General features: G+C 39.5%; 24 protein-coding genes. 22 read left to right on the forward strand and 2 right to left on the reverse strand.

Going from position 1 to position 23,526, the window contains the following annotated elements; all coding sequences use genetic code 11:
• Together M9R32_RS01655 and M9R32_RS01660 are read left to right on the forward strand one after the other, a co-directional pair.
• Positions 1 to 612 carry an alpha/beta hydrolase gene (locus M9R32_RS01655; RefSeq protein WP_269924995.1) on the forward strand — a complete coding sequence of 204 codons (612 nt, stop codon included), beginning with the start codon at positions 1 to 3 and terminating at the stop codon, positions 610 to 612.
• Between the two features lie 54 nt (positions 613 to 666).
• Positions 667 to 2,025, forward strand: a complete 1,359-nt coding sequence (locus M9R32_RS01660) for a GGDEF domain-containing protein (protein ID WP_269924996.1) — start codon at positions 667 to 669, stop codon at positions 2,023 to 2,025.
• On the opposite strand, the gene M9R32_RS01665 is transcribed toward M9R32_RS01660, so the two are convergent.
• Entirely contained in the window at positions 1,991 to 2,305 is a 315-nt protein-coding gene (locus M9R32_RS01665; protein WP_269924997.1) for a hypothetical protein, read from the reverse strand. The two genes, M9R32_RS01660 and M9R32_RS01665, sit on opposite strands and share 35 nt — an antisense overlap.
• Before the next feature lie 152 nt (positions 2,306 to 2,457).
• On the opposite strand from M9R32_RS01665, the gene M9R32_RS01670 reads away from it, so the two are divergent.
• The gene (locus tag M9R32_RS01670) at positions 2,458 to 3,657 is read left to right on the forward strand and encodes an MFS transporter (RefSeq protein WP_269924998.1); all 1,200 of its coding nucleotides are present in this window, start codon (positions 2,458 to 2,460) and stop codon (positions 3,655 to 3,657) included.
• Positions 3,658 to 3,718: 61 nt separating this feature from the next.
• Here the strand turns inward: M9R32_RS01670 and msrA are convergent, their stop codons facing one another.
• Positions 3,719 to 4,237: a peptide-methionine (S)-S-oxide reductase MsrA gene (gene msrA / locus M9R32_RS01675; protein ID WP_269924999.1), complete on the reverse strand. Its 519-nt coding sequence runs from the start codon at positions 4,235 to 4,237 to the stop codon at positions 3,719 to 3,721.
• Between the two features lie 147 nt (positions 4,238 to 4,384).
• On the opposite strand from msrA, the gene M9R32_RS01680 reads away from it, so the two are divergent.
• The 19 genes from M9R32_RS01680 to paaX all read left to right on the forward strand — a co-directional run bounded on the left by M9R32_RS01680 (position 4,385) and on the right by paaX (position 23,453).
• Positions 4,385 to 5,341, forward strand: a complete 957-nt coding sequence (locus tag M9R32_RS01680) for an LCP family protein (RefSeq protein WP_269925000.1) — start codon at positions 4,385 to 4,387, stop codon at positions 5,339 to 5,341.
• Between the two features lie 89 nt (positions 5,342 to 5,430).
• Positions 5,431 to 6,603 carry an AI-2E family transporter gene (locus M9R32_RS01685; protein ID WP_269925001.1) on the forward strand — a complete coding sequence of 391 codons (1,173 nt, stop codon included), beginning with the start codon at positions 5,431 to 5,433 and terminating at the stop codon, positions 6,601 to 6,603.
• A 68-nt stretch (positions 6,604 to 6,671) separates the two neighbouring features.
• On the forward strand, positions 6,672 to 7,088 hold the full coding sequence (locus tag M9R32_RS01690; protein WP_336282458.1) for a sporulation protein: 417 nt from the start codon (positions 6,672 to 6,674) through the stop codon (positions 7,086 to 7,088).
• 305 nt (positions 7,089 to 7,393) lie between these two features.
• Positions 7,394 to 8,236 carry an aldo/keto reductase gene (locus tag M9R32_RS01695; RefSeq protein ID WP_269925003.1) on the forward strand — a complete coding sequence of 281 codons (843 nt, stop codon included), beginning with the start codon at positions 7,394 to 7,396 and terminating at the stop codon, positions 8,234 to 8,236.
• A 714-nt stretch (positions 8,237 to 8,950) separates the two neighbouring features.
• Positions 8,951 to 10,351, forward strand: coding sequence for a hypothetical protein (locus M9R32_RS01700; RefSeq protein WP_269925004.1), 1,401 nt, complete (start codon positions 8,951 to 8,953; stop codon positions 10,349 to 10,351).
• A 130-nt stretch (positions 10,352 to 10,481) separates the two neighbouring features.
• The gene (locus M9R32_RS01705; RefSeq protein ID WP_269925005.1) at positions 10,482 to 11,042 is read left to right on the forward strand and encodes an SLOG family protein; all 561 of its coding nucleotides are present in this window, start codon (positions 10,482 to 10,484) and stop codon (positions 11,040 to 11,042) included.
• Positions 11,043 to 11,180: 138 nt separating this feature from the next.
• Positions 11,181 to 12,881 (forward strand): M3 family oligoendopeptidase, encoded by a 1,701-nt coding sequence (locus M9R32_RS01710; protein WP_269925006.1) that lies wholly within the window; start codon positions 11,181 to 11,183, stop codon positions 12,879 to 12,881.
• A gap of 407 nt (positions 12,882 to 13,288) precedes the next feature.
• Positions 13,289 to 14,242 carry a 1,2-phenylacetyl-CoA epoxidase subunit PaaA gene (gene paaA, locus M9R32_RS01715; RefSeq protein WP_269925007.1) on the forward strand — a complete coding sequence of 318 codons (954 nt, stop codon included), beginning with the start codon at positions 13,289 to 13,291 and terminating at the stop codon, positions 14,240 to 14,242.
• Between the two features lie 18 nt (positions 14,243 to 14,260).
• Positions 14,261 to 14,608, forward strand: coding sequence for a 1,2-phenylacetyl-CoA epoxidase subunit PaaB (paaB, locus tag M9R32_RS01720; RefSeq protein WP_269925008.1), 348 nt, complete (start codon positions 14,261 to 14,263; stop codon positions 14,606 to 14,608).
• A complete protein-coding gene (paaC, locus tag M9R32_RS01725; protein ID WP_269925009.1) occupies positions 14,605 to 15,411 on the forward strand; it encodes a 1,2-phenylacetyl-CoA epoxidase subunit PaaC in 807 nt (268 codons plus the stop codon). Before paaB ends, paaC begins: the two co-directional genes overlap by 4 nt.
• 26 nt (positions 15,412 to 15,437) lie before the next feature.
• Positions 15,438 to 15,938 carry a 1,2-phenylacetyl-CoA epoxidase subunit PaaD gene (gene paaD / locus M9R32_RS01730; protein WP_269925010.1) on the forward strand — a complete coding sequence of 167 codons (501 nt, stop codon included), beginning with the start codon at positions 15,438 to 15,440 and terminating at the stop codon, positions 15,936 to 15,938.
• Positions 15,939 to 15,953: 15 nt separating this feature from the next.
• Positions 15,954 to 16,256 carry an EthD family reductase gene (locus M9R32_RS01735; RefSeq protein WP_269925011.1) on the forward strand — a complete coding sequence of 101 codons (303 nt, stop codon included), beginning with the start codon at positions 15,954 to 15,956 and terminating at the stop codon, positions 16,254 to 16,256.
• Entirely contained in the window at positions 16,256 to 17,032 is a 777-nt protein-coding gene (locus M9R32_RS01740) for an enoyl-CoA hydratase/isomerase family protein (RefSeq protein ID WP_269925012.1), read from the forward strand. The genes M9R32_RS01735 and M9R32_RS01740 overlap by 1 nt, the downstream gene beginning before the upstream one ends.
• 12 nt (positions 17,033 to 17,044) lie before the next feature.
• Positions 17,045 to 17,818, forward strand: a complete 774-nt coding sequence (locus M9R32_RS01745; protein WP_269925013.1) for an enoyl-CoA hydratase-related protein — start codon at positions 17,045 to 17,047, stop codon at positions 17,816 to 17,818.
• Between the two features lie 12 nt (positions 17,819 to 17,830).
• On the forward strand, positions 17,831 to 19,348 hold the full coding sequence (locus tag M9R32_RS01750; protein WP_269925014.1) for an aldehyde dehydrogenase family protein: 1,518 nt from the start codon (positions 17,831 to 17,833) through the stop codon (positions 19,346 to 19,348).
• A gap of 199 nt (positions 19,349 to 19,547) precedes the next feature.
• Positions 19,548 to 20,420: a 3-hydroxyacyl-CoA dehydrogenase gene (locus tag M9R32_RS01755; protein ID WP_269925015.1), complete on the forward strand. Its 873-nt coding sequence runs from the start codon at positions 19,548 to 19,550 to the stop codon at positions 20,418 to 20,420.
• Positions 20,417 to 21,622 (forward strand): 3-oxoadipyl-CoA thiolase, encoded by a 1,206-nt coding sequence (locus tag M9R32_RS01760; RefSeq protein WP_269925016.1) that lies wholly within the window; start codon positions 20,417 to 20,419, stop codon positions 21,620 to 21,622. The genes M9R32_RS01755 and M9R32_RS01760 overlap by 4 nt, the downstream gene beginning before the upstream one ends.
• Positions 21,623 to 21,709: 87 nt before the next feature.
• Positions 21,710 to 22,486, forward strand: coding sequence for an enoyl-CoA hydratase-related protein (locus M9R32_RS01765; RefSeq protein WP_269925017.1), 777 nt, complete (start codon positions 21,710 to 21,712; stop codon positions 22,484 to 22,486).
• Between the two features lie 106 nt (positions 22,487 to 22,592).
• Positions 22,593 to 23,453, forward strand: a complete 861-nt coding sequence (paaX, locus tag M9R32_RS01770; RefSeq protein ID WP_269925113.1) for a phenylacetic acid degradation operon negative regulatory protein PaaX — start codon at positions 22,593 to 22,595, stop codon at positions 23,451 to 23,453.
• The last annotated feature ends 73 nt before the right edge of the window (positions 23,454 to 23,526 follow it).

Genomic DNA, 23,526 nt, shown 5'->3' on the forward strand with positions numbered 1-23,526 from the left:
ATGAATGATACACATCAACATATCTTCATTGAAGGAACTGATCCAAAAAAAGTCCTAATTTTACTACATGGTACAGGTGGAAACGAACATGATTTGATTAATGTAGGAAAACATATTGATTCTACTGCATCCTTACTTGGAGTTCGTGGAAATGTAATGGAAGGGGGCATGCCTCGATACTTCAGAAGACTAGCTGAAGGTGTTTTTGATGAGGAGGATTTGTTTTTCCGTGCTGAACAACTCTATCTTTTCTTAAAAGATGCTCTTTTGCACTATGCGCCGAAAAGTGAACTCGTGACAGCAATCGGTTATTCCAACGGGGCCAATATTGCAGCTACTTTATTGATGAAACATAAAAAAATTATGGATCGTTCAATTTTATTCCATGCAATGGTGCCTTATCGGAACCAACCCGTCCATGAATTAAATTATGCACAAATATTTATAGGTGCAGGAGTAAATGACCCCATCATTCCCAAAAATGAAACACAGGAATTAATTAATGTATTGCGTGCTAAAGGCGCAACTGTCGAGGATAATTGGTACAATAACGGACATCAATTAACGATAGAAGAAGTACAACAAGCTCATAATTGGTACAACTCATTTTAAGTAGCCTTATTTAATGGTTTCAGTTATACTAATGCATGAGTGAGGTGGTATATTATGGGTAATATGGAACAAGTATTTGAAACATCATTTCAGGAAATGACTTGGAATGGACCTGTAATTTTTATGCACTGGGTTATGGATCAAGGAAAACAGGAAGTTAAACATATAACACCGAATGTACAGAGATTTTTTGGGTATGAGCCTGAAGAAATGATATCAGGCTCTATCCCTTTATTATCAATCATTTTTGAAGAAGATCGTCAAAAGTTTCAAATCATTATGAAACAACGCATCGCTTCCAAAAGTCCATTCTGGGAATCCACATACCGGATTTATTCTAAAGACGGAGACATTCGATTTATTAAATCTTATACATACATAAAACAGGACCAAGCTGGTAATGAAACTTCGATATTTTCATATTTGTTTGACCAAACTGAAATTCAAAATGAGCTTAATATGCATATATCCCTTGAACATCGATGGGCGACAGCGATTGATAGTGCGAGGGAAGGAGTCTGGGATTGGGACTTACAAAGCAATGAGGTTTATTTTTCTAAACATTGGAAGAAAATGCTCGGTTATGAAGAACACGAGTTGCCGAATGAATTCAGTGAATGGCGTAAACGAATACATCCTCAAGACGTCTCAAAAGTGGATTTGGAGATAAAAGAACATCTCCAAAATAAAACAGAACTTTTTGAATCTGAACACCGTTTATTGCACGCGGATGGAACTTACCGTTGGATTTTGGATAGAGGAAAAGCTGTAAAGAGAGATAGATGGGGAAACGCCAAGCGCATGATAGGAACTCATGTCGATATTACTGAGAGAAAAGAAATAGAAAATTTACTACATAAGCGCAACGAGGAATTAGAACGTTTGGTCGAGGAAGTAAAAGAACTTTCAATTACCGATCACTTAACGACACTGTTTAATCGGCGAAAAATGGTCGATGAAATTAAGGAAGCCCAAAAGCGATTTAAAGTGCATGGGCAACCTTTCACTTTAGCGATTTTGGATTTAGATCATTTTAAGAACATCAATGATCGATATGGGCATACATTTGGAGACATTGCTCTTCAAACGTTTGCCAATCTCTTAAAAGCCCAAATTCGCGAACCAAATATCGTTGCTCGATGGGGTGGGGAAGAATTTATTATTCTTTTCCATAATAGCAACGGGCAGGAAACAAGACAACAATTGCTTTCCTTGCAAGATTGCTGCACAGATGATTTGTTAAAATATCGAATGGACTCAGTCCGATTATCATTTTCAGCAGGTGTCTATGAATATACTTCATTGCAATCACGAGAAAGCATATTAAAACATGCAGATCAAGCACTATATTTAGCAAAATCACTTGGTCGGAAGAAAATTATTCTTTATAAGGAAGGACTTCCAATTGGTTAAGTGGAAGTTCTTTTTTTCGTAGCCATGCTTCAACCCATTTCATTTCGAGTGAAGACTTGCGATTAATATACGCGGGTAGTGTCTGTAATTCTTCATTTATTAATAGTTCCATTTCCACATAATCTTTTCTTGTCGGATATCGATTAACGATGGATCCTTTTGTAGTAAAGACAAAATAATAGGAACCTATCGTTCTGAAAATGAGAATCATATCTGGAAATTCATCAAAAATGGCCTTCACTTGATATCTTTTCGTATAACTCCATTGAATTAGTTTCAAAATAAGTCATCCTTTCATAATTTATTGTACAAATTTCAGAAAGGGAACACAAGTTTGCATATGTTAAAGGGCATAATCACATTGTTGTGGTCTGACGTCTGATATGATATTACTTATTATAGAACAATTTTATTTATAGAAGGACTGAGAGCATGAATTCCCACAAATCAATGACGTCATTATTAATCGCTATCTTTTTGATTGCTTTAAATTTACGACCTGCGGTGACTTCGATTGGTCCTTTGTTGGATACCATTCGAAACGATTTGAATTTAACAAATAGCGAAGTCAGCTTATTAACTGCGGTTCCCGTGATTTGTATGGGATTATTTGCGCCACTAGCTGTTCATTGGCTCAATAAATTTGGACAAAAGAGAGGGATTTCATTATTAATTGTTTTAATCGGTCTCCTTACTTTGATTCGAGCATGGCTTAATGATTACGTATCTCTTTTAGTTACCGCTTTTGTAATTGGTGTGGCTATTGCAATTATCGGACCAATTCTTTCGTCATTAATTAAAGAAAAATTCCCAACCCGAACAGCTTCCGCAATTGGCGTATATTCACTTGGGATGGGTGCAGGTGCAACACTGAGTGCGGGTTTAACAGGTGTTTTATATGTATGGATCGGCGAAGAATGGGAGTACGCACTTGCATTCTGGTCTGCCTTGGCTTTATTGGCATACTTGGTTTGGTTCGTTGCAATGAAACCCGAAAAAAATGAAGCCACGGTCGTAATTGAAAGGGAACATGTCGCAACTTCATTCCGATCTCCGTGGACTAATTCTAGGGCTTGGCTCATTTTATTATTCTTTGGTTTTCAGGCTTCATTATTTTTCTCATTAACTACATGGCTTGCTTCAGCTGCAAGTGAATTAGGGTTTAATGTGATCGAAGCTGGATCCGTAATCAGTGTTTTAACCGTCTCTCAAATTGTCGCAAACATTTTTATTCCTTTGTTGCTTGAGAAATTTCCGAATCGTTCTTTTTGGATCTATTCTTCTCTCTTTATTGGAACCATCGGGATTGTTCTGTTGTTGACTGGAAATGTTGCACTGATCTGGCCAGCTTCTATCCTGTTAGGCTTTACTCTTGGTGGATTGTTCCCGCTTGCATTATTATTGCCTCTAGATGAAACGAAGGATGCCTTTGAAGCAAATGCATGGACGGCAATGGTACAAACTGGCGGATTTATCATGGGAGGACTTGTCCCTTTAGCAATCGGGATTTTGTACGATTGGAGTGGAACACATCAAATGACTTACTATGTCATGCTCGCTTTAATTGTGGGAATGTTCGTAGTCACAGTCCTTTTAAATAAAGGTAATGTAAAAGCTCTTGTTGAACGATAAACAAATGCATTGTTAACAAAGCAAATAAAATAGCCTTGCAAAGGCAAGGCTAGAAATCGAATTACTTCTTCCAATTTTCTTGGATAAATTCATCACGTCCGGACATTGCGCGATCTTCTGCATAATGATCCGGTTCTTTTTTATAGTAATCCTGGTGATAATCTTCTGCGATATAAAACGTTTCCGCAGGACGGATTGGAGTTACAATCGGTTTAGAAAATCGTCCACTATTTGCAAGTGCTTGTTTCGACATATTAGCCAATTCTACTTGCTTATCGGAATGTGTAAAAATCGCAGTTTTATAAGAATCTCCACGATCTTGGAATTGACCGCCATCATCTGTCGGATCAATTTGCTGCCAGAAGATCTCAAGTAGTTGTTCATATGTAAAGATGGATGGATCAAATTGAATTTGTACGACTTCCAAATGGCCGGAATCGCCTTTTTTAACGTCTTCATAGGTAGGATTTTCGACATGTCCACCCATATATCCGGATATTACGGATTCTATTCCGTCCCATTGATCAAAGGGTTTGACCATACACCAAAAACATCCGCCTGCAAATGTAGCTTTTTCCATTTATAAAACCCCTCTCAAACGTGCATAAACCGTATTGTAGCACTTGCATCATCATGGCTCAACAACTATGATTGAGGAGATAAAAAAAGCAACTTTTTTGGTTCTATATCGTTCTATTATACGAAAGTGAAGAAAGGGGGGAGCGTTTTGGAAGAACAAGTTCCAAATCGTCGTTCCATGAGAAAGAAAAGAAAGTTTCGGTATGGTCGATTTTTTATGACTCTACTTTTTTTAGCATTTATAGGAATCGCCATATATTCCGTCGTTCAATTCAAAGCTGGTCAAGAGCTGGCTTCCCATAAAGAAAAAAACAACATCGAGTTTACAGGTGATCCACTCGATGTGAAAAACCCAGCCATTGAAAATATTTTAGTCCTGGGTGTCGATACTCGAGGAGAGGAACAATCACGCACAGATACGATGATGCTTGTTTCGTGGAATAAAGAAACCGATGAAGTAAATGTCGTATCATTCATGCGGGATATTTATGCTCAAATTCCAGGGTACAAATCCTATAAGTTGAATACAGCTTACTACCTGGATGGCGTACAACTTGTTAAAGATACGATTTCAAGTATGTTCGGCGTGCCAATCCATCATTATGCTCTCATAGATTTTAAAAGCTTTGAGTCCCTCGTTGACATTGTCGCACCAAATGGTGTTGAAATAGAAGTCGAAAAGGCAATGTCAGAGAAAATAGGGGTATCACTTGAACCTGGTGTTCAGCAGTTAAATGGAAAAGAACTCTTAGGATATGCAAGGTTCCGTGCGGATTCTGAAGGCGATTTCGGCCGAGTTGCAAGGCAGCAAAAAGTAATGGAAGCATTAAAAGATGAAGTACTGAGTCCTTCAAATTCTGTTAATTACCCGAAATTTGCAGGGGCTATTCAAGGGTATGTCCAATCTGATTATTCAACTACCGAAGAAGTCAAACGTGTTCTAGACCTTGCTTTTAGTGGGGGAGTAGACATTAATAACATGACGATTCCTGTTGAACATAGTTATGATTATGGTTCCTATCCAGGGGTAGGTTCTGTCATAGAAATAAATGTTGAAGAAAACAAGCAGGCTTTAAGTGAATTCCTTGGGATGCGATTGCGTTGATAAATTGATTATCAACGCAATTTTCCTGTAGAATTAGATATATCTTAATCTTTCTTAAGATTATGAGTATTCGAAAGTGGGGACATGAGATGCAACCAGAAAAACCTTCTTTTTTTTCTACTAGATTCATTCAATTTCTAGGGGGAAGGAATACACTTTTTTTATTGATATTAATCTTATTATTGGGTTTGATTATATTTATCTTTGATCTTGTTTCCTTTGTTTTTTACCCCATGCAAGTCTTACTGGCAAATGTCGTCTTGCCTGTCATCTTAGCCACCATCGGGTATTACCTGTTTCGACCATTGTTACAGCTTTTGATGCGGGTGAAAATACCGAAAATATGGGGCATTCTTATTATTTTCTTGGGACTAATTGGTCTTATTACTTTATTAATCGTTTTAGTGTTTCCGTTTTTGAAAACGCAGTTAACGAATTTGATTCAAGATTTCCCACAATATTTCAAGAAACTTGTCATCGATGCGGATATGTTTTTACGGACATCGATATTTTCAAGTTATTATTTAAATCTGGAGTTTGATGTAGAAAAGCTCATGCAGCAACTCCCAGAGAATATTGGGAACACCCTCCAGAATGCTGTTGGAGGAGTCGCAAATGGAATTGGAAAAGTAATTTCCACACTTACCGGTTTAATATTGGCAATCGTGACAGTTCCATTTATCTTGTTTTACTTGTTGAAAGACGGAGAAAAGTTACCGCAATATATTCTTAACTTATTACCCCCACGGATGAGAGAAGATGCACATCAAGTAATGAAAGATGCAGACAAACAAATCAGCGCCTATATTCAAGGGCAAATTTTGGTCGCCATTTGCATCGGATGTATGGTGTTTATCGGATTTCTCATTATCGGAATGGACTATGCATTACTTTTAGGCGTACTGGCTATGATTACAAGTGTCGTGCCATATTTAGGGCCAATTATTGCGATTACCCCGGCAGCTGTTATCGCGATCGGAACTGCACCATTTATGCTAGTAAAATTGGCTGTTGTATGGACGGTTGTACAATTAGTGGAAGGGAAGTTTATTTCTCCCCAGATTATGGGTAAATCACTACATATACATCCTATAACAATAATTTTCGTACTACTGACGGCCGGTTCATTGTTTGGCGTTCCTGGCGTAATTTTAGGGATTCCAGGGTATGCTTTACTTAAAGTGTTAATCACGCATATGTATAAGTTATTTAAGCGTAGATATAATCGACATGAAACTGAACTGAATCATCATTATGATTGAGAAATTGTATGAATAAAATGATAATAAGATGGATGTAATGGTTTTGAAATGACAGGGAGGAAGAAATGATGTTGAAAAAGTTTTTGTCCACAATCGGAATTGGTACCATGAAAGTCGATACGATTGTCGACAAACCTGAAATTGCGCATGGAGAATCACTATCGGGAAAAATTTATATTGATGGTGGTCAAAGCGAACAGGTAATTGAATTTATTAAACTGGAAGTATTAATGCGAAAAGAAGGGCACCGTGAAGATAGTGATTTTGACGTAACAGAAGAGTGTGTGGCTAAACACACAATTGAAATGGTTGGATCAGTCAAATCAAAAGAAACCCGTATGGTACCTTTTGAAATGATGCCGGATGAAAGATGGGAGTCCAGTGATGAAACCGCAAAACTGTATTTACGAACATCTGTACATATTATTAATGCGGTGGATGTAAGGGACGAAGACGAAATTGTATACGGTAAAGATTTAGTGTAAATATCGAAACCATTCCTTCATATTGAGGAATGGTTTTTCTTATGACAAATAGTTGATAATTGCAACAATATTCACTCTAAATTAATTGCAATGCACAAATATTGTTTTACTGTTGCAATATGCAAGTTTAATCCATTTGTTTAAGTTGCATATTGCAAATATAGCCAAAGGGCAGTCTAGACTAAGGAAACCTTAGATTATTGAGTGTAATCTAAAATGGCTAAGGTTAAATATTTGAAGTGTTCATTAAAAAACGAGAGAATGGGAAAGGGTAAATTTATGTAGAAAGAGGAGGATTTATTAATATGAAAAACGATTTACAAACTTGTACAACTTTACATAATGGCGTTAAAATGCCGTGGTTCGGTTTAGGCGTTTTTAAAGTGGAAGAAGGAACAGAAGTAATCGAAGCAGTGAAAACTGCAATTTCAAAAGGTTATCGCAGCATTGACACTGCAGCTGTTTATCAAAATGAAGAAGGTGTGGGCGAAGGAATCCGTCAAGGAATAAAAGAAGCCGGAATTTCACGTGAAGAATTATTTATCACATCGAAAGTGTGGAATGCAGATTTCGGATATGAATCGACTTTGGAAGCCTATGAAACAAGTCTGAAGAAATTAGGGTTGGAATATCTAGATCTTTACTTAATTCACTGGCCAGTAGAAGGGAAATATAAGGACACATGGCGTGCACTTGAAACGCTTTATACAGAAAAGCGCGTAAAAGCAATCGGAGTCAGTAACTTCCATATTCATCATCTGCAGGATGTGATGAAAGACGCAACAATCGTCCCAATGGTCAACCAAGTTGAATTTCACCCTAAATTGACTCAAGAAGACCTGCGTGCGTTTTGCCAACAGAACCATATTCAATTTGAAGCTTGGTCGCCACTTATGCAAGGTCAATTACTCGAAGATGAAAAATTAAAAGAAATTGCTGATGCTCATGGTAAATCCGTGGCTCAAATCATCTTACGTTGGGATCTTCAAAATGATGTTGTGACCATTCCTAAATCAATTAAAGAACATCGTATTGTTGAAAATGCATCTATTTTTGATTTTGAACTGTCAGCTGAAGAAATGGAGAAAATTTCTTCACTAAACGAAAATAAACGAGTAGGTCCAGATCCAGATAACTTTGATTTTTAATCGTACTTTTTTTAGCGATCCAAAAAGATGGATGGTGTTCAGACTGCAGACATACTTGTGGTGCAAAGGTTACACTAATAATCGAAAAAAACTGCTAATTTGAAATTAAATTAGCAGTTTTTTGTTTTATTCATATCAAGGTTTTCATTAGAAAACACTACTTTTTTCAGGTGAAATAACAACTTTATTCGTTTTGTACTATTGCTTGTGCACCGATAGCAAATAAATATCCTATTAATTTATTGTTTTTAAATATTTCAGACTCATCTTCCTGTTTTATTGATTTAATTCTTTCGTCGTTGTCTTTCTGAACTAATTTCTATTTTTGTACCTTTGAAGATAACTTGTTAACTGTAAGGTTAGCTCTCAATTTTTAGTAGGAAAGTGGTCGGCTATTTCTGAAGACTCCTGCGGAAAAAACGGAACAAGCTAGACCCCGCAGGCTGAGCCGAGGAGGCTGGCGTTTCGTCCGCGGAAAGCGAAAGAAATAGCCGACCACCTTCTTTGATCGAATTTAAAAATGGGAATTCTGTTATTTTTATTAAAACTATTTTCACATCAATCTGCACACCGTTAATAGCGCGGTGTCTTTTTTTATTTATATTCTTAGGCATTCCTCAAACCACTTTTCTTTCTGCACATATCCTATAGAACATCTTGAAGTGGGGATACCCGTCTTCAAACAAAAGGATGCAAGAAAGGAGAAGAAATCTAATGGGTGTTGAACTAACAGCGTTGCATTGGATTTATGTCGTATTTATCTTTTTAATTATCGGCTTTATGGTGATGAGACGTGATACGACCATTGTAAGTATCGTTGGTATTTTTCTAATTGCCATTACAGCCACCGGATCATTAAGCGGCTCAATCAGTAGTATTTTCAACAGTTTCATTTTCGCGATTACAGAATTATTACCGACCATACTCGTTATTTCCATCATTGTTGCAATGAGTAAAGTTTTAACAACGACCGGAATCAATGATGTGATGATTTCACCGTTTTCGAAACTCATTAAAACGCCAGCACTTGCTTACTGGACCATCGGAATTTTAATGATGGTCATATCTTGGTTTTTCTGGCCGTCGCCAGCTGTAGCGTTGATGGGGGCTGTTTTGCTTCCAATCGCCCTCCGAGTCGGTTTGCCTGCACTCGGGGTCGCCATGGCCATGAATCTATTCGGACACGGTATTGCTTTATCAGGTGATTTCATCATTCAAGGGGCTCCTAAACTGACTGCGGATGCTGCAGGGCTTCCAGTAGGTGACGTCATCAGCGCTAGTATTCCTCTAGTTATTGTAATGGGACTCGTTACCACTATTACCGCTTTTTATTTCTTGAAACGAGATTTGAAATCAGGTCTATTAACTGCAACAACAGGATTATCAACCACGCCATCAGCAGAACCGACAGAACATCAATTAACGTTGCTATCTACAGGACAAAAACGATTCTTTGCACTCTTGATTCCCGTACTATTTGTACTTGACGTAATTGCAATGTCCATCCTGAATTTGCAGGGTGGCGATGCAACGGCTTTGATAGGCGGTACATCTGTATTTATCCTCTTATTCATTACAATGGTCAGCCATAAAAATAAAGGTCTTGAAAAAGCAACGAGTTACTTTATCGAAGGTTTTCAATTCGGTTTTAAAGTATTTGGAGCAGTCATTCCGATTGCCGCATTCTTCTATCTAGGCGATGCTGGATTTAATAAAATAATCGGTGAGCTGTTGCCTAAAACTTCTCACGGAATTGTCAATGACCTTGGGGTGGCTCTTGCTTCACTCGTTCCGTTAAGTAAAGAAGTTGGTGCCGTTACTTTGACGATTGTTGGCGCCATAACTGGACTAGATGGCTCAGGGTTTTCAGGTATTTCTCTCGTAGGCTCGGTAGCCACGATCTTTTCTACTGCGATAGGTGCTGGAGCCGCAACTCTAACCGCGCTTGGACAAATCGCCGCAATATGGGTTGGCGGCGGTACGTTGGTTCCATGGGCTCTTATTCCAGCTGCGGCCATCTGTGGTGTCGATCCATTTGAACTTGCACGAAGAAACCTTTTACCTGTAACGATTGGTCTCATTGTTACCACAATTGTCGCCATGTTTTTAATATAAACGATGGAATCCAGACTCTCGAAAATTGAGAGTCTGGATTTTTATATTCTCGAGAGTCGTTCGCTAAACAGTCCTTTCTATTAAATGCTAAACTAATACATAGATATGTCAGTGACACGGAGGGTTTCAATTGATTAAAAGATTGGTCATAACAGGGTATAAACAGCACGAAATTGGGGTTTTTGACGATAAACATCCAGGCGTAGGTTTTATTAAGAAGGCTTTAGAAAATCGTCTGCTCGGACTGATTGACGATGGTTTGGAGTGGGTGATTCTCAGTGGACAATTAGGGGTTGAAACATGGGCTGCCCAGTTGGTTATTGAGTTGAAACAATCATTCCCAGATTTAAAATATGCCATCATTACTCCTTTTCTTGAGCAAGAAAAGAACTGGAATGACACTAAAAAAGAAACGTATCAAATGATTTGTGCGAACGCAGATTTTCAAACAAGTGTGACAAAAAAACCTTATGAAGGACCATGGCAATTTATCGAAAAGAATAAATTTATCATAAGGAATTCTGACGGTCTTCTCATCATTTATGATGAAGAGAATGAAGGTTCCCCGAAGTTTATGAAAGAACTAGCTATGAAGTATGCAGAGAAAAATGATTATCAAATCATAACAATCTCTGCCGATGATTTACAGTTGGTTGCTACGGAAGAACAACAGAACCAGTGGTCCGAGTAAATTACCCTAACATTCATAATAAAATAATTTTTCTTGTTGTCATAAATGAAATAATAGTAAACTATTTATGAGTAGACGTAATTACACGATTGCACAATCGACGGATTACGATTTGAAATAAGTAGGGGATGGTTTTAAATGGTTACAAAATTCGAGGATTTCACGTATACACGACCGGTATTCGAGGAAATTGAAGAAAAGTTTAACGAAGCATTGGTTCAGTTTACGACTGCCGACACAGTTGAAGCTCAAAGTGATGCGATGAAGCTAATCAACAATATAAGAAATCAGGTTGGAACGATGATGAATATTGTTTATATCAGAAATTCCATTGATACGACTGATGAATTTTATAAAACGGAACAGGATTACTTTGATGAACTAAGCCCGAAAGTAGATGATTTGGTAACAAAATATTATAAGGCTCTGGTGAGCTCATCATTCCGTAAAGAGCTGGAAGAAAAATGGGGCACTCAATTATTTGCCATTGCGGATGCGCAAATCAAATCTTTTTCTTCAGAAGTCATTCCGATGATGCAAAAAGAGAACAAACTGTCTTCCGAATACCAACAACTGATTGCATCTGCAAAAATTCAATTTGAAAACGAAGAACGCACACTGGCGCAAATGCAGCCATTTACTGAATCAACTGACCGTGATATGAGGAAGCGAGCGAAGGATGCTTTCTTCAGCTTTTTCGCTGAAAATGAAGAGCAACTCGACCGTATTTATGATGATTTAGTAAAAGTCCGCACAGAAATTGCCCGTACTTTAGGTTATAAAAACTTTGTGGAACTGGGTTATTATCGCATGATCCGTACAGATTATGACGCGAGCATGGTGAAGAACTTCAGGGATCAAGTCAAAGACTTTATTGTTCCTTTAGCAGGCAAATTAAAAGAACGTCAACAGGCACGTATTGGGGTTGATGAATTTAAATACTATGATGAATCAATCAATTACAAAACTGGAAATGCCACACCGAAGGGTTCTCCTGAATGGATCATTGAAGGTGGTAAGAAGATGTATGATGAGTTGTCCCCGGAAACAAGTGAATTCTTTGATTTCATGATTGATAACAACTTGATGGATCTTGTTGCGAAAAAAGGGAAAGCAAGTGGTGGGTATTGTTCATATATTGAGGAGTACAAAGCACCTTTCATCTTTTCTAACTTCAATGGCACTTCTGGAGATATCGATGTTTTGACACATGAAGCTGGACATGCGTTCCAAGTGTATTCAAGTCGTCATTTTGAAATTCCTGAATACAACTGGCCGACATACGAAGCATGTGAAATTCACTCGATGAGCATGGAGTTCATTACTTGGCCATGGATGGAGAATTTCTTCAAGGAAGATACAGACAAGTATAAATTCTCCCATCTAAGCGGAGCACTTGAATTCTTACCATATGGAGTGGCTGTGGATGAATTCCAACATTTTGTTTATGAAAATCCTGAAGCATCGCCAGCTGAACGCAAAAAAGCTTGGCGTGAACTCGAGCAAAAATATTTACCGCACCGTGATTATGACGGCAATGATTATTTAAACAGAGGTGGGTTCTGGCAGCGTCAAGGTCATATCTATCAAAGTCCTTTCTATTATATAGACTATACATTAGCTCAAATCTGTGCATTCCAGTTCTTTAAACGTACGATGGAAGACCGTGATCAAGCTTGGGCTGATTACGTACATCTTTGTAAAATTGGAGGAAGTCTATCGTTTACTGGCCTTGTAAAAGAAGCCAACTTGATTTCCCCGTTTGACGATGGTTGCGTTGAATCGGTCATCGGTCCGATTGAACAATGGTTAAACTCGATTGAAGATAAAGAACTTTAAAGACATTTATAAAACCCGAAGATCAGGATTCTGCCTGACCTTCGGGTTTTTGTTTGCTTAAAATTTAAGCTCTTTATTAATTGGAATTTTCAGAGATTTTTGTTGACTTCTCTGTTACGCCCTATTAATCTATAAACATATTACAAAATATGTTTATATCGTTGATAAATTGTTATGTTAATTATGATGATGAATTCTACCGTTAAATTGGCTAAAGATTTCATTGTCTTAATTCAACATGACATTTAGGAAATAGGGCATTTTTCTATGTTGCTGCGATTATACCTACAATATTCCAACTAAAGAGCGGAATAAAAACCTTATACATAACGAGTGTTCATATATCCGTAATGTAATTGTTATGTCAAAGAATACAAACACATATATTAAACAAAGGAGGAGTTGGAATGGCTAGTTTTAACACGATCTCTGAAGATAATCAGTTAACGAACTTTATGCAGCGTATTGAAGCTGGAGAAAAAATCGAAGCGGATGATTGGATGCCTGAAGATTACAGACAGACATTAATCAAATTGATTTCAATGCATGGGATGAGTGAAATTATGGGGGCTCTACCAGAGAAAGAATGGGTTCCTAAAGCGCCTTCACTTTATAGAAAACTTGGCATTATGGCAAAAGTTCAGGATGAAATGGGTCATGGCCAACTCCTTCTTCGGGTAACTGAAGACTTGTTAAAACCTTATAACAAAAACCGTGCAGATTTAATGCAGGATTTATTTAATGGAGATTTAAAATTCCATAATGTGTTCCATATGGAAACGAAAACGTGGGCAGATGCAGGAATTATCGGATGGTTAGTTGACGGAGCGGCGATTATCACACAGACAGATATGCTGAAGGCTTCGTACGGTCCTTACGCCAGAGCACTTCAACGAATTTGCGCAGAAGAAGTTTTCCATGCACAGCACGGTGAATCAATAATCATGGCGTTAGCAGAAGGAACTGATCAACAAAAGGCTATGATTCAGGAGGCATTGAATAGATGGTGGGAACCTCTTCTTATGTTCTTTGGTCCAGCCAGTAAAGAAACGACGGGTTCATCCAAACAAGACTTGACGATCAAATATAAAATCCGGACTAAAACAAATGAAGAGTTCAGACAGATTTTCTTTGATAAATATATACCTCGAATAATTTCATTGGGATTGACCATACCTGATCCAACACTTCGTTACGACAAAGATAGCAATTTATGGACCTATCAGCAGCCAGATTGGAATGAATTCAAAAAAATCATTAAAAATCAGGGACAACGTTCGGAAGCGAGACTGAATTTACGTCGGCATTCTTATGAATATAATTCTTGGGTCCGTGATGCACTCAGCGCAAATATAAGTTAAAGAGAGGAGTCAGGGGAAGTGAGCAACGAAAAAACCTTTTATCACGAATATGAAATTTTCAGTAAACGGACGCCAAGTTCTGCATTTCAGCACCAATTCAGCTTACTGGCTCCGAATGAAGAAATGGCGCTCATTATGGCACAGGAAAACTTTATGCGCCGTGAACCAGTTGCCGACATTTGGATTGTCAATCGCAAACATATCAAACGAATGAATGCCGAAGAAAAATTGACGCTTGGCCGACTTGAAAATAAAGAGTACCGAACGACAAAAGGATACGGATACTTGAAAAAGAAATGGCGTCAATATGAACAGGAAATGTTGGACGAAAAAGAAATCCTGTCATGGGGAGGCGAGAGAAAATGAATGATTCTGTGATGAGTCCTGAATATACAGATGCGGTAAAGAATTTATTATTCCAGTTAGCAGACGATGATTTCATGTACTCGTTCCGTGGCTCTGAATGGCTAGGTCTCGCTCCTCATATTGAAGCGGACATTGCTTACTCTTCCATCAGTCAGGACACGATGGGGCATGCTGCGATGTATTATACCCTTCTAGAAAATCTAGGTGCTGGAAATGCAGATGACCTCGCTCATAGCCGCCCTGCTTCGGATAGGAGAAACAGTATTTTAACCGAGCGGGTAAACGGTAGCGGATACTATTTGGAAACTCCCCACTACGACTGGGCGTACGCCGTGACAAGAAGTTATTTCTATACTCAGGCCAAAAAGGTGAAGATCGATTCTTTATGTGAGAGCTCCTATAAGCCACTGGCTGAAGTAGCTGTAAAAGTGAGGATGGAACTTTATTATCACCGATTGCACTGGGAAACCTGGTTCAAACAATTGATGAGTTCCACTGATGTAGCTAAAAAGAAGATGAATGAAGCTATTGCCCTTGTAGTGGCTGATTTCGGAGATGTTTTTTCTTATGGCACCCAAAAGGAAGCGATTGAAAGTAATGGGCTAATCGGTAGCGAAGAAGCATTGCAAGAAAAATGGAAAATGAACATCGAGCCTTTGTTGACTTCATTACAAGTGCAAATGCCTAAAATTCCAGATCAACCAGTCAAAAACGGAAGAAATGGTGAACATACAAATGATCTGGAGGAAGGGTTAACCACTCTTTCAGAAGTTTACAAATTCGAATCTGCAGCGGTCTGGTAATCGGGCTTGGGAAAGGAGGAGACAACATGACTGCATTAACAGAACTAACGGTCGAGAGAGTGTACGAAGCATTGCTGAATGTGAAAGATCCTGAAATAGACACAGTCAGCATCTTTGATCTCGGCATGATTGGTGAAGTTACGACGAATGGAACTCATGTGAAAGTTGTACTTCTGCCAACCTTCCTAGGTTGTCCCGCACTTGAAATTATCAAGAAAAATACAATCAATGCAATAAAAGAATTACCGGAAGTTACAGAGATTGAAGTGGAATTTACCTTTCATCCACCTTGGACCTCCGATCGCATTACGGAAAAAGGTCACCAAAATTTGAGGGCGTTTGGAATTGCACCACCTCCGCGTCATTTTAAAGAAGACGGAAGCTGGCATGTGGACTGCGCTTATTGTGGGTCCACCTACGTAACGATGGACAATATCTTTGGACCGACCGCATGTCGTAGCATCCTATATTGCAAGAGTTGTAAAAACGTATTTGAGGCCATGAAACCGGTCTCTACCAACATGTAAAGTGAGGAGAAAATAATGGCTAAATTAATCGCATTATACAAACACCCTGAAAATAAAGAGGCTTTCGATGATCATTATTTCAACGTTCATGGACCGTTGACAGCAAAAATTCCTGGTCTGCGTGAAATGAAAGTAACAAAATTTACTGGTTCTCCAATGGGTGGAGAAAGTAAGTATTACCTTATGTGCGAAATGATTTACGATGACATGGAATCAATGCAGCAAGGAATGCGTTCTGCTGAAGGAAAAGCATCTGGTAAAGACCTGATGGGGTTTGCAGGGAATTTAGTAACGTTGATGATTGGTGAAGATGCGTAATGAACGCGTATGAGTTAATTGAAACTTCACTTGAAGGCAGCGTGGCGTTAATCGAACTGAATCGTCCCCGTCAGTTGAATTCCCTAAACCGAAAAATGGTGAGGGAACTGGTCGAGGCGATGGAAGGTTTCGATCGGGATGATCAAGTACGAGTCATCGTGTTGACAGGTAAGGGCAGGGCGTTCTCAGCTGGAGCTGACATTGATGAAATGACAAATGATGATTCAATCAGCCTGGAACTCCTGAATCAATTTGCTGATTGGGATCGGTTGGCTCTGATTAAAAAGCCTATCATCGGTGCCGTAAAAGGATTTGTTTTTGGTGGAGGATTCGAACTAGCGCTGTGTTGCGATATTCTGATTACAGCAAGTGGAACAGAGTTCTCATTCCCGGAAGTCGGCCTTGGTGTCATGCCTGGCGCAGGTGGAACGCAGCGCTTGACGAAACTTGCCGGACGCACGAAAGCTTTAGAGTGGCTATGGACAGGTGAGCGTATTTCTGCGGAAGCAGCACTTAAATATGGAGTGATTAATAAAATTGTCGCACCGGAACTTCTGATGGAAGAGTGTATGAAGTTCGCAAACCGACTTGCCAAGCAACCGCCTCTTTCCTTGCGTCTAATTAAAGATTCGGTAAACAAGGCAGTTGATACTTCTTTATTAGAAGGAATGCAGTATGAACGTAAAAACTTCTATTTACTGTTTTCAACTCAGGACCAAAAAGAAGGCATGAATGCTTTTATTGAAAAAAGAAAACCGGATTATAAAGGGAAGTAAGGAGTGTGTTGGATGTTTGAGACGATCCGTTACGACGTCAAAGACGGTATTGCATGGCTCTACTTAAATAGACCTGACAGTTTGAATGCATTCGTCGCTCAAATGAATCGGGAAGTAAAAGAAGCTTTCAAAGCTGCATCCAATGATGAACAAGTTCGTTGCATCGTTATTACGGGCGAGGGGCGGGCATTTTGTTCTGGACAAGATTTATCGGAAGTCGATGAAAAGATGGATCACGGCCAAGTATTACGTGACCACTACGGTCCCATGATCAAGCAAATCAGACAGTGTGAAAAACCAATTATTGCTGCTGTAAATGGGGTAGCGGCGGGAGCAGGATTCAGTCTTGCACTTGCTTGCGATTTCAGACTGGTATCGGAACGTGCAAGTTTTATCAATGCATTTATTCATGTCGGTCTCATTCCAGACTCAGGAAATCTGTATTATTTAACACGCCTAGTGGGGGAAGCGAAGGCTTTAGAACTTTCGATATTGGGTGAAAAAGTGAAAGCTGAAGATGCTCTTAATATGGGACTGGCTACACAACTTATTTCGGCAGAAAGCTGGGAAGAGGACGTATCCGCTTTTGCAAAACGCATTGCTTCTTTACCGACGAAAGCAATCGGTTTGATCAAACGTTATTTGAAGGCGGTCTCGGAAAACAGCTTTGAAGATTATTTGGAACATGAAGCTCAAGGTCAGCGGATAGCAGGTCTTACAAACGATCATCGCGAAGGCGTTAAATCATTTATGGAAAAACGAAAACCTGTCTTTTCAGGACAATAGGGGGATTATCACATGGCTACAATCCGAGAAAACGAACTTGAACAAGAATCGATGAAACGTGATTTTTATCATTTAATTATTAATGGTGAAAAAGTGAAGAGCAGCACTGGCGATACGATCCAAACATTTAATCCAGCAACTGGTGAACTGATAGCGGAAGTGGCGAAAGCTTCTAAAGAAGATGCTGAAAAGGCCGTTGAAGCGGCACGCAATGCTTTCGATCACGGGAAATGGAAGCTATTCCCTGTTGGGCGACGTGCACAAGTATTGAATAAAATTGCTGCTATCATGCGTTCTCGTTTCAATGATTTAGTGGAACTTGAAATACTGGATACGGGTAAATCACTTCACGCAGCACAAGGTCAAGTGTCGCAAGCAATCGAAGATTTCGAGTTTTATGCTGGCGCAATCGTCGGGCATCGTGGAACTGTCAACAATGTACCGGGACAATTCCACAACTATACGGAGAAAGAACCTGTTGGCGTTTGTGCACAAATTATTCCTTGGAACTATCCATTAATGATGGCGGCATGGAAAATCGCTCCTGCGATTGCTGTAGGATGTTCAGTAATTGTTAAACCCGCATCACTTACTCCGCTTACGGCAATTATCCTGGGAGAGATTTGTCTTGAAGCAGGCGTTCCTGCTGGTGTAGTGAACGTGATTCCAGGTTCAGGAGCGGAAGTCGGAAACTTCTTAGTGGAGCATCCACGAGTGAATAAAGTTGCATTTACCGGTTCTACACCAATCGGAAAAGACATTATGGGCAAAGCTTCTGACACATTAAAACGTGTGACACTGGAGCTTGGTGGAAAATCACCAAGTCTAGTATTCGAAGATGCAGATATTGATGCGGCAGTCGATGGTTCATTATTTGGGATCTTCTATAATTCAGGCCAGTCATGCGAGGCACGATCCCGTCTTTACGTCCATGAAGATATTTACGATGAATTTATGAGCAAATTTGTTGAAAAAGCAAATAAATTACAGATGGGCAATCCATTGGATAAAGGTACACATGTTGGAGCTATTATTGATCAAGGTCAACTAGACACGATTGATGGGTATGTCCAATCCGCGAAAAAAGATGGGGCTGAAATTTTGGTTGGTGGTAACGTTGCAAAACCTGAAGGATATGAAAATGGGTTCTGGTATGAACCGACAATCATAGCTAACGTCACTCACGACATGAAAGCAGTAACAGATGAAATTTTCGGACCGGTCGTTGTGGTCATGAAATTTAAAGATGAAAAAGAAGCAATCCGACTAGCTAACGATACAGAATTCGGATTAGGTTCAGCCGTCTGGTCAAAAGATGGGGCTCGTGCGACACGCGTTGCCAATCAGATTCAAGCGGGAATCGTTATGGTCAATTGCCCGTTTTCCGCATTCCCTGGAACACCTTTCGGAGGGTATAAGCAATCTGGATTCGGGCGAGAATTATGCATCGAAACCCTGGATCTTTATACAGAAACGAAAAGTATTTTATCCTACTACGGAAGTCGTCCTTTGAATCCGTTCGGTCTATAAGAAAAGCAGGAAGCGATATATTAGCGCTTTATGGTTCCCTTTCAACTGAGGGGTTGTCGCTTGTAGATAGACATAGATAATTTAAAACGAAGGTAGATAAACTTTTACTTTCTGACTCGTATAATAATCTATAAATGACGGACAGGGAGTTATCCAACCCCCTGTCCGTATTCTTTCACCTCAAAAGGAGGAATATTACGTGATTAACCAAATTGTTGTCGTCGGTTCAGGATTAATGGGCAGAGGAATTGCTTATGTTGGCGCAGTTGGTGGTTTTAATGTAACGGTAGTCGACATACATGAAACGGCCTTGGAAAATGCAAGACAAGAAATTGAACGCATGTTCAAAAAAGGTGTATCCATCGGTAAAATCTCTTCTGATCAGGCTACGCAAGCCCTAAGTAAATTAAGCTTTATCCAAGAGTTATCCGAAGCAGCTGGTAATGCTGATTTAATAATAGAAGCTGTCCCTGAAGAACTGGACATAAAAAAACGAGTGTTTGAAACAATGGAAGAACATGCATCTGCTCATTGTTATTTTGCAACAAATACATCAACGATGAGTCCGACAGAAATTGCTTCTTTTGCAAAACGTCCTGAAAGAACAATCGCAATGCATTTTTTCAATCCTGTACATAAAATGCCACTTGTGGAAATTGTCCGCGGCTTGGAAACGAGCGACGAAACTGCCGAAGTAATCAAAGAAGTAGCAGTGAAAATGGGGAAAGAGACGGTCGTCATCAATGAATTCCCTGGTTTTGTGACCAGCAGAATCAGTGCCCTCGTAGGCAACGAAGCATTTTTTATGCTACAAGAAGGACTTGGTACTCCTGAAGAAATAGATAAAGCGATAAAACTTGGTTTGAACTATCCTATGGGTCCATTCGAACTAGTAGATTTAGTGGGACTCGACACACGCCTTAACAACTTAAACTATTTACATTCAAAACTAGGGGAGAAGTACCGCCCAGCGCCTCTACTCGAACAATATGTCAAAGCAGGCCGTCTTGGTCGAAAAACGGGCAAAGGTGTATATGACTATACAATAGAAGAAGAGTGGGTCAAGAAATGAGAGAAGTCCTTATAGTAGATGCTGTTAGAACACCTATCGGTAGATACAACGGTGCGTTAAAAGATGTACGCCCGGATGATTTAGGTGCGGTCGTGATCAAGGCACTTATTGAACGAAATCCAGCTATAGTCGCTTCAGAAATCGAAGAAGTGGTGTTAGGGAATGCCAATCAGGCAGGAGAAGATAACCGCAACGTGGCCCGTATGTCCGCATTGCTGGCGGGACTGCCGGTTGAAGTGGCTGGTACAACTATTAACCGCCTATGTGGTTCAGGACTTGATGCAGTTATGTATGCGGCAAGGGCTATTGCAGTCGGTGACGGGGATATTTACATTGCTGGCGGAACGGAAAGCATGACACGTGCACCGTTAGTCATGGCTAAACCATCTCAAGCGTTTCCTAGAGGAAACATGGAAATGATGGATACAACAATTGGCTGGCGTTTTACAAACAGCAAGCTAAAAGAAATGTACGGTACGGATTCTATGCCTGAAACAGCTGAAAATGTAGCACGACAGTACAATATTTCGCGTGAAAGTCAGGATCTGTTTGCTTATGAAAGTCAACGACGTGCGAAAAAAGCGTTGGACGAAAACCGGTTTGCGGATGAAATTGTGCCAGTTGTTTATATGGACCGAAAAGGGAATAAAGTAGTAGTGGATCAGGATGAACATCCTCGACCTGATACTACTTTGGAGAAACTCAAACAGCTGAAACCAATCTTTAAAGATGGCACAGTTACGGCCGGGAATGCATCAGGTGTCAATGACGGTGCGTCAGCTTTGTTGCTGATGAGTGCAGAAAAAGCGAAGGAATTGAACTTGCAACCTCTGGCTAAATATGTGGCAGGGGCTACAGCGGGTCTTGAACCAAATGTGATGGGCCTCGGTCCAATTTACGCTTCTAAAAAAGTTTTGGCTCGAACAGGGATGACTATAACGGATATCGGTCTGGTTGAACTAAATGAAGCGTTTGCCTCACAATCTCTTGAATGTATACGACAATTGGAATTGGATGATAAAAAAGTGAATGTCAATGGCGGAGCTATCGCTTTTGGGCATCCACTCGGTGCAAGTGGAGCACGAATATTGACCACTCTTTTATATGAAATGAAAAAGCAGAACGTTCAATATGGTTTGGCAACTATGTGTATAGGAGTAGGGCAAGGTATCGCTACTATTATTGAAAATGTAACGGAATAGAATTATAAATATGGCTGTCCCTCCAGAAATGATTCTTTAAATGAATTATTGCAGTAGTTGGACAGCTTTTAATGAAGGAGAGAACATATGGCATCGATTCTATATAGTAAAAACAATCATATTGCTTATGTCACGATAAACAGAGAACAAGCTTTGAATTGCTTTAATTTCGAAACACTTCAGGAATTACAGTCAGTAACAGATTCAATTTCTCTAGATCCAGATGTGCGGGTTGTCATTTTTACAGGAGCAGGAGAGAAAGCATTCAGTGCTGGAGCGGATTTAAAAGAACGTAAAACATTGACAGAATCGGAAGTGCGGAGAAATGTGAAAGCCATCCGCGATGTATTTAACAGCATCGCAAATCTACCTCAACCGACGATTGCTGCTGTGAATGGCTATGCGTTCGGTGGTGGATTTGAATTGATGATTGCATGTGATTTTTCGATTGCCGCACAAGATGTACAGATGGGTTTGACTGAAACGAGCTGGGCAATCATACCTGGAGCAGGAGGAACTCAACGTCTCCCAAGACTTGTTGGAGAAATGAAAGCGAAAGAACTGATATTTACCGCAAGAAAGTTCTCAGCACAAGAAGGTGTTAACCTTGGCATCGTATTAAAAGTGGTGAAGAAAGAACAGTTGCTTGAAACATGCGAACAGCTTGCTTACGACATGATGAAAAATGGACCCGTTGCGATTAAACAGGCGAAATATGCCATTACAAACGGCATGAACACGGACTTACAAACTGGACTGGCTATTGAATCAAAAGCATATGAATTGGTTATTCCCACTTCTGATCGTATGGAAGCCTTAAACGCATTCAGTGAAAAGAGGAGCCCGGTATTCTCGGGGAATTAATTTTCATTTTCTTAATATAACGATATAATGATATACAGCATATGAAATTGAAATATGTATAAGAGTGTAAAAGAAAGAGTGAAATAAATTGGCAAACACACAATCCATGATATTTACAATATATGGTGATTATATTAGACATTACGGAAATAAAATATGGATTGGCAGTTTAATTCGCCTATTAAAGGAATTCGGGCATAACGAACAATCCGTTCGTGTAGCGGTTTCCCGAATGATGAAGCAAGGATGGATTGAGTCTGAAAAAAAGGGCAATAAAAGTTATTACTTTTTAACTCCACGTGGCGAAGCCCGTATGGAGGAAGCTGCAGTCCGCATTTTCAAGTTAACACCAGACGATTGGGACGGAAAATGGCGTATGCTGATGTATACAATTCCTGAAGAGAAAAGACAAATTCGCGATGAACTTCGTAAAGAACTTTTATGGAGTGGCTTTGGTAGCTTTTCAAATGGTTGCTGGATTTCACCAAACAATCTTGAAAAAGAAGTAAACTTGCTTATTGAAAAGTACGAAATTCAACCTTATGCTGATTTCTTCATCTCTTCATATAAAGGACCTCAAGCAGACAAATCACTCGTCGAAAAAAGCTGGCCTCTTCAAGAGATAGAAACTAAATATCAAGAGTTTATTGAGACTTATAGCAAGCAATTCATTGTTCATCAAAGCATGATGAATAAAGGTCAAATGACAGATGCGGAATGTTTTGTTGAACGGACGAAGCTCGTGCATGAATACCGCAAATTCCTTTTTGCGGATCCAGGATTACCGAAAGAATTGCTACCCGAAATTTGGAATGGACATCATGCTGCACTCTTGTTCGAGCAATACTATAAACTGCTCGCTCAATCAGCAAGTCAGTTTTTCGAAGAGGTATTCCAAGAAGACAATGACATGCAGTGGAAAGACAAAGAATATGATGCTGATGATCATCCATTAATGAGTGAATGAATAGCTAACGTTCGAACAAAGTATAAGTAAGTAATAGAAAAGACCAACAAATTGTAAAATGATTTGTTGGTCT

The organism is Paenisporosarcina quisquiliarum (genome assembly GCF_027563315.1).
GTDB lineage: Bacteria > Bacillota > Bacilli > Bacillales_A > Planococcaceae > Paenisporosarcina > Paenisporosarcina quisquiliarum.